The following is a 14,515-nucleotide window of genomic DNA, read 5'->3' on the forward strand; positions in this document are numbered from 1 at the left end:
TCCCCCATAAGGGAGAACTTTTAAGATGCTTTCATCGTTTCATTCAAAGTCTGGCGAAGCATAATACCTGCATCCTGCAGCATCCACTCAATAAAACATCCATAGCCACTGGTTGGATCATTAACAAATACATGAGTGACAGCACCTATTACTTTGCCATTCTGAATAATCGGACTTCCGCTCATACCTTGTACGATACCACCGGTTTTTTCCAGTAAGCGCGGGTCTGTGACTTTAATAACCATACCTTTGGTTGCCGGAAAGTCCTGCTTGGTCACGTGCATAACTTCGATATCGAATTTCTCAACCTTTTGCCCACTCACAACTGTATAAATCTGAGCAGGTCCTTCTTTTACTTCTTCTGAAAAGGCGACAGGTAAAGCTTCTTTGGAAAAGCTATGATCGGGCAGCTCATTCATTTGACCAAAAATACCGAAAGAAGTGTTTTTCTCGATGTTGCCGAGCACCTTGCTTTCCTTGGAAAACTGTGCTCTTTTTTCTCCTGGCTCCCCATTTTGACTCTTGGAGATTGAAGTCACATTGGAATGAACAATTTCCCCAGTTCCTACAGCAATCGGTGTTTGTGTGTCCATATCCGTGATAACATGGCCCAATGCTCCATAAACACCTTGATCAGGTGCGTAGAAGGTCAGTGTCCCTACACCTGCCGCTGAGTCTCGAATATACAGCCCAAGTCGATATGTTTTATCCACAATATCGTAGGCTGGCTGCATACTCAGCTCAAGCTCTTCATTATTTCGCTTTACCGTCAAAATAATGGGTTTCTTGCTTTCACCAGCCTCGGATACCAGCTCAGAAACCTTGGACACGTCAGTAATCGGCTTACCATTCAGCTTGACAATCAAATCGCCCAATTGAATTCGGGCATCTTCGCCTGGTGAAATCTTCTTCTCATCTGCTATCGTCACCAAATGATGACCGACAACCAGAACACCTGCCGACTTTAACTTCACTCCGATGGTATGCCCACCTGGAATAACCTTGAGGTCAGGGACCACATTGACCTTGACGGTTTTGAGTGGAATCTTGCCAAAAAGTTTTAGCGTAAGCTCCGCTTGTCCTGCTTTGTAAGATTCCAAAGAAATGGGATGATGAAGATCCACTTGAAATGAGTGCTTGTTCGATCCATTAACTTTCACAATTTCCGGATCATTCACGCTCACCTGGGCGCTAACAGGCATCGCCAACTGAAGACTGGTCTGCTGACCAGTGAACAGCCTTAGTTCTTCTGGAAATGAGGCAAAGCTTTGGAAGGGTGTGGATAGGCTACCCAGACAAACGAAGAAGATAAGCATCAATCCGATCAATCTTTTTCTCCGGTTGGAACTCATGGTGTCACGCTCCCTTGCTTCCTGTGCACGAGCGGCAATGACTCACCGCTTAATGCGTACCCTTAAGGTATCCCCACACCATTCGTTTTATAAGTGAAAATGATCCCACACTTGGGGCTACAAACTTCCTTTCTTGACATCTGCCAGATCCAGCATTTCCTGAGCATGCTGTAAGGTCGTGCCGGTGACCTCTACCCCTCCGAGCATGCGCGCTAGCTCGTGAGTACGTCCTTCAGCAGATAAATCGTCTACATGGGTAAAGGTCCGCTTACCGTCGTTGGTTTTATGAATCAGGTAATGAGCATCAGCCATACATGCTACCTGGGGAAGGTGAGTAATTGAAAACACCTGACAATCACGGGACAGCCTGGACATTTTCTCGGCAATTGCCTGAGCTGCACGTCCGCTAACTCCAGTATCGACTTCATCAAATACGAGCACCGGAATACGATCGACTCGGGCAAAAATCGATTTTAAGGCAAGCATCACTCTGGAAATCTCCCCACCTGAGGCGATTTTACTTAAGGATCGTAACGGTTCACCAGGATTGGCTGAAATCAGAAACTCCACTTCGTCCGCACCACTTGCACCGCAAGCTTCTTCATTAAATTTAATTTGAACCTTAAATTGCGTTTTTTCCATATGCAGATCACGCAGCTCGGCCACGATTTCGCCAGCCAGCTTGCCCGCTACCTGCTGTCTTTTCTCAGATAAACTTTTGGCGTGCTTGCGTAAATTTTGAACAGCCTGATTTTCCTGCTTCTGCAGCTCCTGCAGCTTTTCATCCTTATTCTCAATCATATCGAGCTCATGCTGTACTTTCTTTAAATATTCAAGAATGTCAGCTATACTTTCTCCATATTTTCGTCGAAGGGCTGCCATGGTATGTAAGCGTTGTTCGATAAATTCAAGCCTTGTCGGATTGAATTCGATGTCATCACGATAATCACGGAGCTGATAAGCAGCATCTTCAAGCTGATAATAAGCATTTTGAACCTGCTCCAGAACAGATTGAAGCTTTATTGGGTCCAAAGCAGCAATATCCTCGATTTTTTGCATCACTTTACTAATCGTTGTAAGACCCGTTCCGGCTCCACTTAAAGAATCGTAAGAATCCGCAGCGTTCTGATACAACTTTTCCGCATTCGCTAGTATGCGTTTTTCTTCGAGTAATGATTCATCCTCGCCCAGCTTTAATTGAGCCGAGCTGATTTCCTCAACCTGAAAACGATACAGATCCAACATTTGCAGAGACTTTTTACTGGTTGCCTCAAGCTCCTTCAAGCTTTTACGAATACCGCTATACGTTAAATAGGCCTTCCCGTATTCGCTTTTTAATGGGCCTATTTCCGCTTCGCCAAACAAATCGAGCCAATTGATATGCTCATCCACATGGAACAGCGATTGATGCTCATGCTGACCATGAATGTTCACAAGCCAGGCACCTACGGATTTCAGTCCTGCCAGGTTAACCATTTGCCCATTAATACGGCTTGTGCTTTTACCTTGTGCTGTGATTTCACGACGTATGATTAAATGCTCTTCCGAATCGGCTTCAATACCAAGCTCCTCCAAGGTTGTCCAAACCGGATGCCCCGACTCGATATGAAATAAAGCTTCTATGGAAGATTTATCGCTGCCGTATCGAACCAAATCGGCTGAGCTTCTTCCTCCAGCTACAAGGGTTAAAGCGTCAATAATAATGGATTTACCTGCACCTGTTTCTCCGGTAAGGACATGAAACCCTTTACGAAAGTGAAGGTGTACGGATTCTATAACAGCTAAATTGCGTATTGTCATTTCAAGCAGCATCGTCAACTCTCCCTGTTAGCTAAGCATGGATAAAATCTGATTTACCACCTTGCTGCTTTGTTCTTTGCCGCGGCAAATCATCAGTATAGTATCATCGCCACAGATCGTCCCCATAATTTCAGGCCATTCCAGACTGTCAATCAACGAACCTATGGCATTGGCCGTTCCTGGAAGGCTCTTTAATACGACCAGGTTATCGGTATAATCGATATGTACAAAATGATCATTCAAAGCTCTCTTCAAACGGTGCAGAGGATTGTAGCGCTGATCGGCAGGAACCGAATATTTGTAGCGGCCATCATCCAATGGAACCTTGATTAAATGTAATTCCTTGATATCCCGTGAAATGGTTGCCTGAGTAACCGTATAACCCGCAGATTTCAATCGATCAACCAGCTCATCCTGAGTTTCAATTTCATTATTCGTAATAATTTCGCGTATTTTGATATGTCGTTGGCCTTTCATTTTATACCTCATCCTCGTTGTCTATTTGAAATCGGATACACTGTATCCTCTGCTGCTGCGGATCTACATAAAGAACACCTGAAGTCTGCGGATACAGTAAATGGAAGGCAAGAAGATGATCACGTATCGAGCTCCCTGTTGCTTCCATAGGCTTACGCTCTCTGGCAACCTTCACGGTATAGTACATACCGTCCTGCTCCACGAAATAATCAATAAACAAACGGCTGTGCAAGGGCTCCCCCTCATTAATCGTAATGTGAATGGGAATACGCTGTTTGCCGCTAATGACCTTGAATCCATTTTCCTCCAGTAACCGAGTAACTTCATCCGACGATACCGGGGTACCCTCCGGTAGTGGAAGTCCTTCCCCTTCACTTTCCATAGTGCCCTTCATTCGATTGCGAATATACAGGTATAACCAGAATCCCACGATCAAAATAATCAAAATTATAACAAAGCCATCGCCACTTTGCATCCCGTTCACCTCAATGGTATGTATTCGAGAAACTCGACCAATATCCTCCAAAAAAACAAAAAACTCATCCTCCAGATGAGTTTTGAAGCTTTTGAGCATCGATGACTACTTGCTGAATCCACTCGTCTTTGAGTTGTGATGATACAATTGATTGAGGACTTGCTGATTGAAAATAAGCTAGAAACTCAACGTTGCCTTCGCCGCCGCGTATCGGAGAAAAGGTAAGTCCCTGCAAATAAAATCCAGCTTCCTCCGCAAACCCCAGTACCGTTTGAAGTACTTCCGTGTGAACAGACGGATCACGTACAACCCCTGTCTTAGGAACCTTGTCGCGGCCTGCCTCAAATTGCGGCTTGATCAATGCAACGACCGATCCTTGCTCAGCCAAAATGCTTTTTAACGGAGGCAGGATCAGCTTTAGGGAAATAAAGGACACATCAATTGATGCAAAAGCAGGCTGCTGTCCTTCCAAATCCTCCAGCTTCATAAAACGAAAGTTGGTGCGTTCCATTACCTTGACTTGAGGATGGCTGCGCATGGACCAATCCAATTGATTATAGCCCACATCCACTGCGTATACGTAAGCCGCCCCATGCTGTAGAGCACAATCCGTAAAACCTCCGGTAGAGGCTCCAATATCCAGCATGGTGATGCCGTTCAGATCAATATTGAACAGCTTTAAAGCCTTCTCCAGCTTCAATCCACCTCTACTCACATAGGGATGGATTGCACCTTTAACAAGGATTCTGGAGCTTCTGAGCACCTTCGTACCGGCCTTGTCGATAGGTTCTTCATCCACCTGAACAAGTCCGGCCATGATGGATGCCTTCGCTTTTTCCCGTGTCAGGAAAAAGCCCTGCTCCACGAGTAATATATCTAATCGTTCTTTATCTGCTGCCATGCTGAAGTTATTCCCACTTTCTGCCGAGATGATTCAAGCATGCTGCCGTTTGCGCGGCATCAACGCTTTTACCTCGGATACAAGCCGTTCTGCAGTAAGTCCTACTTCCTGACGCTGTTCTTTTACCGATCCATGCTCGACAAAATAATCGGGGACACCGAGGATTTTGATTTGCAGACCATGACGATTCTGATTCGCATAAAACTCAAGCACTCCGCTGCCGAAGCCGCCCAATGTTGTGCCTTCCTCCAAAGTAATGATAGGCAGGTTCTCCTTGGAGATCTGAAGCAGCATAGCTTCATCCATCGGCTTAATAAATCGTGCGTTAACGACCCTAAGCTGTAAACCATCCTTATTCAACTGCTCAGCAGCCTCTAAGGCGATACCGATCATAGGTCCGACAGCCAGCACTACGGCACTGTCACCCGGTCTCAGCACTTCCCATGTACCGATAGGAATCGATTTTAATGGTTCATCCATAGGTACACCGAGTCCATTGGTACGCGGGTAACGAACAGCGATTGGGCCTTCATCATAATCGACTGAAGTCTTAAGCATATGCCGCAGTTCATTTTCATCCTTTGGCATCATCAGCACCATGTTAGGAATACTCCGCAGATAGGCAATATCGTACACACCATGATGGGTTTCACCATCTTCTCCGACAAAGCCTGCACGGTCGATTGCAAAGATCACATTCAGATTCGCACGACAAATATCATGAACAATCTGGTCATAAGCTCTCTGTAAAAATGTGGAGTACACAGCAAACACAGGCTTCATACCCTCACTTGCAAGCCCCGCACAGAAAGTAGCTGCATGCTGCTCGGCGATTCCAACATCAACCATCCTATTTGGAAATTGAGCTGCAAACTTCAGCAAACCCGAGCCACCTGGCATCGCAGGAGTAACTGCTATAATTCTTGAGTCCTGCTCAGCCAACTCGATTAACGTATTACCAAAAACATCCGTATACATAGGATGGCCAACAGCCTTGAGCATTTTACCAGACTCTACCTTATACGGACGTGCTCCATGCCAAGCAAAGGAATCCGCTTCAGCTGGCAAGTAGCCTTTTCCTTTTAATGTCAGTACATGAACCATAACCGGTCCTTCTACCTTCTCGGCCTGCTTTAGCGTCTCAAGCAGCAAAGGAAGATTGTGTCCGTCAACCGGTCCCAAATAAGTAAAGCCCAGTTCCTCAAATATAACTCCAGATACCAGCATATATTTCAAGCTGTCTTTCAGCTTTTCCATTGTCTTGGCCAGCGTCCCGCCAATTGCCGGGATTTTCTTCAACAAATACTCGACTTCTTCTTTGGCCTTCACATAATGCTTATCGGAACGAATTTTCCCCAAATAATTATGCATCGCACCAACATTAGGAGCAATCGACATTTCATTATCGTTCAGAATGACCATCATGTTCTTTTTCTCATGCCCGATGTGGTTCATAGCTTCAAAAGCCATTCCGCCGGTCAAGGCGCCATCTCCGATAACAGCAATGATCTTGTTGTCCTCACCTTTGAGATCACGAGCTACTGCCATGCCCATGGCTGCCGATAACGAGGTACTGCTGTGCCCGGCCTCCCAGACATCATGCTCGCTCTCCGAGCGCTTGACAAAGCCACATAGACCCTGGTACTTACGCAGGGTATCGAACTGATTCATACGTCCGGTAAACATTTTATGCACATAGGATTGATGTCCCACGTCAAAAATAAATTTGTCTACAGGGCTATTATAAAGATAATGAAGGGCTATGGTGAGCTCGACAACTCCCAGGTTGGAAGAAAGATGTCCACCGGTTAACGAAAGCTTTTCAACTAAAAACTGCCTCGTTTCCTCTGCAAGCAGTTCTAATTGTTCTATCGTCAGGTGCTTCAAGTCTTGTGGTTGATTGATATGTTCTAGCAGCACGCGTGTTCCCCGCTTTCCTGTTTGGACTGTTGCGTATAACAAACACCCCAATCGCAGGAGTGAATAAGCAATCTATCCCACTAAACGTATGATTTATTATAGCATAGTTGATGATAGGTGCTCAATTGTAAGATGATACGGAAAAATGCAGCTATTGTGCGCGTTCGAATAGCTGACTTTTTGAATAGTCTCTACAAAGATCACCTGTCTCTTTGCACAATAAAATCAGCAAGCTCCAAAAGTCTTGCTGAATACGGGAATCCGGCATTGATGATCGCCTGCTTGCCTTGTTCAACGAGCTCATTCATTTTGGCCTGTGAGGCTTCAATACCTACAAAATAAGGATAGGTAACCTTTTGCTGCTTCTCATCACTTTTAACCGGCTTGCCGAGTTTCTTCTCATCCCCGATCAGATCGAGAATATCATCCTGGATTTGAAAGGCCAGACCGATATTATAACCGAACTTCTCCAACGCTTGGAGCTGTTTCGGATTAGCACCTGCCAAATGACCCCCAGCCTTCAAAGAAAACACGATTAAATCGCTTGTCTTGTGTGTATGAATATATTCGAGTTCCTCCAAGCGAGTTAAGCCCTGTTCTCCCTGCATATCCGCTGCCTGGCCGCCAACCATCCCTGGAGCACCCGCCAGTCTGGATAAATCCTCAACGATGTCCAGCACCCGTTCAGCCGGAACCTCATAAATCCGATACGCCTGAACAACTGAATAAAATGCATGGGTAAGTAGTGCATCACCGGACAAAATAGCCATCGCTTCACCATATACCTTATGGTTCGTCAGCTTGCCGCGGCGGTAATCATCATCATCCATCGCAGGCAAATCATCATGAATCAATGAATAGGTGTGAATCATTTCAACTGCACACGCAACCGGGATTGCCGATTCCGTGCTTCCATTTAGTGCCTCTACTGCTGCAAGCATCAAAATTGGACGGAGACGTTTGCCCCCGGCCATTAGTGAATACATCATCGATTCCCTTAAGGTTTCAGGAATATTCCAGATACCCGGAATCGATTCAAGCAATTCCGCTTCGATCAGCTCGACTTTTTGGTCAAGGTATTGCTTTATCGTCATTTCGGTGCTCATGTTAAGCCCCACCCTTTTCGTCTGTTCCCGGATTGAATGGTTTTTTGACCAATCCGCCCTCTTGCTCCATCAAAATTTCGATCTTGTGCTCTACCTGCTCCAGCTTGCTCCCACACAATTGGGACAGCTTCATACCTTCTTGAAACAATTCAATCGCCTGCTCCAAGGGTACATCTCCACTCTCGAGAAGTGCTACGATCTGCTCCAATTTATCCATCGCCTCCTCAAAGCTAGGCGTCGTTTCCTGTTTTGACATTTTCTTTTCCCTCCATTGACCACACATGGCAATCTACTTGCCCATCCGTCAATCTAAGCTTCAGTACATCACCGATCTGCACCTGCTGGATGGATTTGATAAGCTGCTTTTGATTTTCATCATACACAAGACTGTAGCCTCGCTGCATGACTTTTAATGGACTAAGCGCATCCAGCTGACGGATAGCACTGACCAGTTCTTGGCGCTTTTGGCTTTTGGCTGTCTGAATCGCTTGCTGTAATTGACGCACGGTTGAACCCAGACGACGCTTGGCAAACAGAACCTGTTCCTTCGGATTGTACGAAGACAACAGCTTGTCCAGCTTAAGCTGACGCTCCTGCAGCTTGGTCAGACGTCTGCGCATTTTGTATGCCAGCTGTTCCTTCGTCCGGTCCAACCGTTCCATCGGCTGAACAAGCAGCTGTCTACGGGGATTCAGAAATACCGGTGACCGCCGCGCTCTGCGCAAACGTTCTCGCCCTCGCTCCAACTGATTGGACAACCCACCGTGAAGCCTTTGATTATAATAGCTGAGCTGCTGCCTGAGCTCCAAATGATGAGGTACCGCCAGTTCTGCTGCCGCTGTTGGTGTTGCCGCTCTGAGATCAGCAACAAAATCGGCAATTGTGAAATCCGTCTCATGACCTACTGCGGATATAATCGGTATCAGTGATGCATAAATCGATCGGGCTACTGCCTCTTCGTTAAATGCCCAAAGCTCCTCCAGGGAGCCTCCACCTCTACCCACGATCATGACATCGACTTCATTTCTTGCATTCATTGTCTCGATCGCTTTCACAATAGAAGGTGCTGCCTGCGTTCCTTGCACCAGCACAGGATACAGCAGTATAGGCACATTCGGATAGCGCCGTTGAAGCGTAATCATAATATCACGGACTGCTGCCCCCGTTGGCGAAGTAATCACCCCGATCGCCTTTGGAAAACGTGGAATCGATTGTTTCCGTTCAACTGCGAACAGTCCTTCATCCGCCAGCTTTTTCTTCAGCTGTTCAAAAGCCAGATACAGACTTCCGATGCCATCAGGCTGCATTTGAGATACATAGAATTGGTATTGACCATCACGCTCATACACGGAAATATTCCCGCAGGCCAATACCTTCGTGCCTTCACGCGGGATGAATCCGAGTCTCTGGTTGCTGGAAGCAAACATGATGCTTTTCAACCTGCTGTCCGCATCTTTCAATGTAAAGTACATATGACCGCTGGAATGATGGGTAAAATTGGAGATTTCCCCGCGGACCCATACGTCCTGCAGGGTATTGTCACTTTCGAGACGCATTTTGATATATCGGTTCAGGTCTTTGATCGAAAGAACTTTTTTTTCTTTCATATGCTTATCCGTTCACTTGGGACTGTATGGTACGCGCAGCCGCATCAAGCGTATTTCTAAGTAAAATCGTAATGGTCATCGGTCCTACACAACCCGGAACCGGAGTAATATAGCTCGCTGTATCCAATACATCATCGAAATCAACATCTCCTGCCAGCTTGCCTGTATCGAGACGATTGATACCGACATCAATAACGATAGCGCCCGGCTTCACATGATGCTTTTTGACCATCTTCGGTTTGCCTACTGCTGCAATTAAGATATCCGCCTGGCGTGTGATTTCTTCCATATTGGCTGTTTTGGAATGGCATATGGTTACCGTTGCATGCTCTCTGAGCATTAATATAGCCATCGGCTTGCCTACAATATTGCTTCTTCCAATAACCACTGCATGTTTACCCGCGATATCAACGCCAATATGCTTCAATATGGCAATCACACCCGCAGGCGTACAAGGAGCCGGACCTTCCTTGCCAATCATTAAGTTACCAACGTTAACAGGGTGGAAGCAATCTGCATCCTTTTCAACCGCTATCGCTTCAACGATTTTATCCTCGGAAATATGTTTAGGAAGGGGAGATTGCACCAGAATGCCATGAATACGCGGATTGTGATTCAACTGCTCGATTAGTGCCAACACATCAGCCTCCGACGTGCTGCCCGCAAGCTTATGAACCTCGGAGTAGATTCCTGCTTCCTCACAAGCTTTGGCTTTATTACGTACATAAACCTGAGAAGCGGGGTCTTCGCCCACGATAATAACAGCCAGTCCGGGCTGTACACCCTTGGCTGTCAAATTGGCGACTTCCTCTTTAATTTGCGCACGGTAAGTGCTGACGATTTCTTTTCCGTTAATGACTTGTGCGGACATGATTTGTCCCCTTTCCTGAATGTTTATTAACGTTTGCTTTTGATTTCATCCAGTTCCTTGATCATTTTGCCGAGCACGCCATTTACGAACTTGCCGGACTCCTCCGTACCAAAATGCTTGGACAATTCAATCGCTTCATTGACAACAACCTTGGGCGGAACATCATCACGGTATAGCATCTCATAAGAAGCCAATCGTAAGATTTCGCGGTCTACACGGGAAAGCCTGTCCATCTTCCAGCCCTTTAAATAGTCTTTAAGCAGCTCATCAATGCTCTCCTTGTGGGCAAGCGTCCCATCCACAAGCTCCTTGATTTCCTCTTCAGCAATGATATCCTTCGTTTTGATCAATTCAGACTCATCATCGTTTTGTGCTTCTTCTACAACATGAGTGATCGCCTCTATCACGCTCACCGTGTTCATTTCAACCTGATACAGGCTTTGGAGCGCTAGCTCTCTTGCCAATCTTCTTCTCATCTGGCTTAATTCCTTTCTAAAGGCTTCCTGAGGGAAGCTCGCTTCGTAAACAGCAACTTCGTAACATCAAACAAAAAAATCCTTGGCAAGAACCAGGGATTTCATCTAAACAATCTCCATTTGTCCATGATCCAGCGCCACGTCGTTTCAACGGGAATGGCGGGCTCACCCCGCTCTACACGATTCCCTATATGATAACAAGTATATACGATTAGGGCGAAAATTAACATATCCCACAATCCGCAAATTAAATAGATGAGTCCCAATAGTACGCCACCGACTGACCCCAGGGTTTTCCCGCGATGACGTTCCCACAGCAGTTCCCACAGCCCATTCCACATGGAAGAACCCACCTCTACTCTACCCGACTTTTAAATGTAGGTGTTGATTGTTGAATATTGGCGATAAACACGGTAACAACTGCAACCGGAATTCCCGTTATTTCCTCGATATGCTTTTTAACCCCTGCTTGCATCTCTTCGGTTAACTGCGGAATTGAGGTTTCCCCGTCTACGATCGCCCTGATGATAATTTCCAGACCCGCGGGACTTACCTTCACCCGAGCCTTTAAATCCTTCACACCGCGTGTACGCTGTGCTGCCTTCAAAGATAGATTTTCGACCGTTTCCATTGAGATTCGAATATCTCCAAACTCGGTCCGTTGATCTATGGACGGCACTACCGCACTGCTTCGCGGCAGGGATACTATCAGTAAACGAATACTGATCAGCATAATCACGACTGTCAAGGTTATAAAGGTTAATGCCGTATGCAAATCAAAGTACACGTCACGGGCAAAATTAACAGCTTTATCGAAAGGAATCCAACCCAAAGCACACAATAACACCGAGCAGCCTACGATCAGAACAACGACGCTGAGTACGAAGAGAAGCAGTCTATCTATCACTTTTACCACAAAACCGGACTCCTTCCGAATGAGAGCAAACCCCCTTACAGCTTGAAGGGGGTTAACAAAATCGTTTTTTTCACCATTTCAAAACTACATTACTTGACTCGATGTGGGACAACTTCTGTCTCTTCCACTTTCTCAACAGTTTTAAAAATAACATCATGAATGTGTACATTAACTTCCTTAACACTCAGACCTGTCATGGATTCGATAGCGTTCTTGACATTGAGCTGAACACCTGAGGCTACTTCTGGGATACGTGTACCGAATTCGATAACGATGGATACATCAACCGCTGCTTCACGCTGTCCGACCTCAACCTTAACGCCTTTAGATAAATTTTTGCGACCTAGCAGTTCAGCAATTCCGCCTGCAAAGCCACCACTCATTCCTGCAACACCCGGAACTTCAATCGTAGCCATACCAGCTATAATCTCGATGACTTCCGGAGCTATCTGGATCGTACCCATTTCTGTTTTTTCGTAATCCGCAGCAATCATTGTCATGATTTGGGGGCCTCCTAATTTTATAATCCGATTCCTAACCGTCTATTTCTTCGATCTCTCTATATGTATGCGCGAAGTTAGCAAACTTGTCTTAACCCATACTATATCATCATCATATAGCCATGACAAATAAAAGCTTTACGATTCAGGGTCATTCACGTCATGATCTTCAAGAAATTTGATGTCAAAATCCCCGGAAATAAATTTGTGGTGCTCCAGCAACTTCAAATGAAAAGGGATCGTCGAGTGAATGCCTTCAACCGCAAATTCGGACAACGCACGCTTCATGCGCTGAATCGCTTCATCACGGTCTCTTCCCCAAACAATCAGCTTGGCAATCATCGAATCATAGTGCGGTGAAATCGTATATCCCGGATATGCAGCGCTGTCTACCCTGACTCCAAACCCTCCAGGTGGCAAATAAAATTGAATTTGTCCAGCGGAAGGCATGAAATTACGAGTGGAATCCTCAGCATTAATACGGCATTCAATCGCCCAGCCTTCGATTCTAACCTCATCTTGTGTGAAGGATAACGGGTCCCCTTCAGCAATCCGGATCATCTCTTTAATAATATCTATACGGGTGATCATCTCTGTTACCGGATGCTCTACCTGAATACGCGTATTCATTTCCATAAAATAAAACTGGCCATCGGCTCCCAAAAGAAATTCCAGTGTCCCGGCTCCTGAATAATTAACAGCCTTGGCAGCACGAACGGCAGCTTCACCCATCCGTACACGCACTTCTTCAGTCAAAATTGGACAAGGCGCTTCCTCAACGAGCTTTTGGCGTCTGCGCTGAACCGAGCAATCCCGTTCACCCAAATGGACGACATTACCATGCTTGTCTGCCAGTATTTGAATTTCGACGTGCTTCATTCCTGTCAAATACTTTTCCAGATAAACGCCAGCGTTTCCGAAAGCTTTTTGAGCTTCCTGCTGGGCATTGGTAATCTGACTAATCAGCATCTCTTCATCGTCGGCAATACGAATTCCCTTGCCTCCACCGCCTGCTGTTGCTTTAATGATGACCGGATATCCAATTTCCTTGGCGATCCTGACTGCATCATCCAAATCCTCAACAAGACCGTCAGAGCCAGGAATAATCGGAACATCCGCCTGCTTCATCGTAAGCTTGGCTACTGCTTTATCACCCATTCGATTGATCGCATCTGGCGAGGGACCGATAAAGGTTATGTTACAGCTCTCACAAATCTCGGCAAAATCGGCGTTTTCAGCCAAAAATCCATAACCCGGATGAATCGCATCGGTTTCAGTCAAGGTTGCTACACTCATAATATTGGTCAAATTCAGATAGCTGTCCTTGGATAAAGTGGGGCCGATGCAATAAGCCTCGTCTGCGAGCCGGACATGCAGCGATTCACGATCCGCTTCCGAATATACGGCAACTGTGGATATACCCAGCTCATGACAAGCGCGAATAATCCGTACGGCAATTTCGCCGCGGTTGGCAATTAAAATTTTTTGAAACTTCATTCCGATCTCCTCCTACAAGTTTTCCGAAGGAAAACTGACTTCATATGCGTAACCTTAAGTTTTCCGAAGAAAACTGACTTCGCATTTCGTTACTCGGGTTTTACAAGGAACAAGGGTTGGCCGTATTCTACCAATTGGCCGTTCTCTACCAGTATCTCCACAATTTCACCTTTGATTTCTGCTTCGATCTCATTCATCAGCTTCATTGCTTCAATGATGCAGACAACGGACTTCTCTTTAACCTGGCTGCCTTTATTCACAAAATCAGCAGCACCTGGTGATGATGCCGCATAGAACGTGCCGACCATAGGTGAAACAATTTTATGTAAGTTCGCGTTCGCCGCAGGTGCTATCACACCCTCCACCACTGGGTTATGACTTTCCGCCGGGGCATGGATTACCGTTTGTGGTAAGGATTGTTGAGGTGCTAAATGTTGAAATGAGTGCTGCGTTGGTGATGATGCAAATACAACAGATTCTGTTTTGGTAGGTTTGCGAATCAGCAAACGAGAGCCTTCATTTTCAATTTCCAATTCCTGCAGGGAACTTTGATCGATTAATTTAATTAATTCTTTAATTTCGCTAAGTTTAAACACTAGATTCACTCCTTCAACGAT

Annotated in this window: 16 protein-coding genes; all 16 read right to left on the bottom strand. The window is 45.8% G+C overall.

The window, feature by feature from the left end; translation table 11 throughout:
- Positions 1–20 precede the first annotated feature (20 nt).
- The 16 genes from spoIVB to accB all read right to left on the bottom strand — a co-directional run bounded on the left by spoIVB (position 21) and on the right by accB (position 14,494).
- Positions 21–1,352, bottom strand: a complete 1,332-nt coding sequence (gene spoIVB, locus OB236_RS27655; protein ID WP_076227843.1) for a SpoIVB peptidase — start codon at positions 1,350–1,352, stop codon at positions 21–23.
- A gap of 117 nt (positions 1,353–1,469) precedes the next feature.
- Positions 1,470–3,164: a DNA repair protein RecN gene (gene recN, locus OB236_RS27660; RefSeq protein ID WP_262686814.1), complete on the bottom strand. Its 1,695-nt coding sequence runs from the start codon at positions 3,162–3,164 to the stop codon at positions 1,470–1,472.
- 15 nt (positions 3,165–3,179) lie between these two features.
- A complete protein-coding gene (gene ahrC, locus OB236_RS27665; protein WP_076227847.1) occupies positions 3,180–3,629 on the bottom strand; it encodes a transcriptional regulator AhrC/ArgR in 450 nt (149 codons plus the stop codon).
- A gap of 1 nt (position 3,630) precedes the next feature.
- Positions 3,631–4,203, bottom strand: a complete 573-nt coding sequence (locus tag OB236_RS27670) for a hypothetical protein (protein WP_262686815.1) — start codon at positions 4,201–4,203, stop codon at positions 3,631–3,633.
- Positions 4,169–5,005, bottom strand: a complete 837-nt coding sequence (locus tag OB236_RS27675) for a TlyA family RNA methyltransferase (RefSeq protein WP_076227850.1) — start codon at positions 5,003–5,005, stop codon at positions 4,169–4,171. Before OB236_RS27675 ends, OB236_RS27670 begins: the two co-directional genes overlap by 35 nt.
- A gap of 33 nt (positions 5,006–5,038) precedes the next feature.
- Positions 5,039–6,925 (bottom strand): 1-deoxy-D-xylulose-5-phosphate synthase, encoded by a 1,887-nt coding sequence (dxs, locus tag OB236_RS27680; protein WP_262686816.1) that lies wholly within the window; start codon positions 6,923–6,925, stop codon positions 5,039–5,041.
- Between the two features lie 200 nt (positions 6,926–7,125).
- On the bottom strand, positions 7,126–8,031 hold the full coding sequence (locus OB236_RS27685; RefSeq protein WP_262686817.1) for a polyprenyl synthetase family protein: 906 nt from the start codon (positions 8,029–8,031) through the stop codon (positions 7,126–7,128).
- A 1-nt stretch (position 8,032) separates the two neighbouring features.
- Entirely contained in the window at positions 8,033–8,287 is a 255-nt protein-coding gene (gene xseB / locus OB236_RS27690) for an exodeoxyribonuclease VII small subunit (RefSeq protein WP_240413979.1), read from the bottom strand.
- Positions 8,262–9,638: an exodeoxyribonuclease VII large subunit gene (xseA, locus tag OB236_RS27695; RefSeq protein ID WP_262686818.1), complete on the bottom strand. Its 1,377-nt coding sequence runs from the start codon at positions 9,636–9,638 to the stop codon at positions 8,262–8,264. The genes xseB and xseA overlap by 26 nt, the downstream gene beginning before the upstream one ends.
- Positions 9,639–9,642: 4 nt before the next feature.
- Positions 9,643–10,509 carry a bifunctional methylenetetrahydrofolate dehydrogenase/methenyltetrahydrofolate cyclohydrolase FolD gene (gene folD, locus OB236_RS27700; protein ID WP_262686819.1) on the bottom strand — a complete coding sequence of 289 codons (867 nt, stop codon included), beginning with the start codon at positions 10,507–10,509 and terminating at the stop codon, positions 9,643–9,645.
- A 26-nt stretch (positions 10,510–10,535) separates the two neighbouring features.
- Positions 10,536–10,985: a transcription antitermination factor NusB gene (nusB, locus tag OB236_RS27705; protein WP_076227864.1), complete on the bottom strand. Its 450-nt coding sequence runs from the start codon at positions 10,983–10,985 to the stop codon at positions 10,536–10,538.
- A 101-nt stretch (positions 10,986–11,086) separates the two neighbouring features.
- Positions 11,087–11,326 carry a DUF2273 domain-containing protein gene (locus OB236_RS27710; RefSeq protein ID WP_076227867.1) on the bottom strand — a complete coding sequence of 80 codons (240 nt, stop codon included), beginning with the start codon at positions 11,324–11,326 and terminating at the stop codon, positions 11,087–11,089.
- A gap of 14 nt (positions 11,327–11,340) precedes the next feature.
- Positions 11,341–11,901, bottom strand: a complete 561-nt coding sequence (amaP, locus tag OB236_RS27715) for an alkaline shock response membrane anchor protein AmaP (protein ID WP_262686820.1) — start codon at positions 11,899–11,901, stop codon at positions 11,341–11,343.
- An 89-nt stretch (positions 11,902–11,990) separates the two neighbouring features.
- Positions 11,991–12,401: an Asp23/Gls24 family envelope stress response protein gene (locus OB236_RS27720; RefSeq protein WP_076227871.1), complete on the bottom strand. Its 411-nt coding sequence runs from the start codon at positions 12,399–12,401 to the stop codon at positions 11,991–11,993.
- Positions 12,402–12,539: 138 nt separating this feature from the next.
- Entirely contained in the window at positions 12,540–13,898 is a 1,359-nt protein-coding gene (gene accC, locus OB236_RS27725; protein ID WP_076227873.1) for an acetyl-CoA carboxylase biotin carboxylase subunit, read from the bottom strand.
- 89 nt (positions 13,899–13,987) lie between these two features.
- Positions 13,988–14,494 carry an acetyl-CoA carboxylase biotin carboxyl carrier protein gene (gene accB, locus OB236_RS27730; protein ID WP_076227875.1) on the bottom strand — a complete coding sequence of 169 codons (507 nt, stop codon included), beginning with the start codon at positions 14,492–14,494 and terminating at the stop codon, positions 13,988–13,990.
- Between the last annotated feature and the right edge of the window lie 21 nt (positions 14,495–14,515).

The sequence above is a fragment of the Paenibacillus baimaensis genome (genome assembly GCF_025567575.1).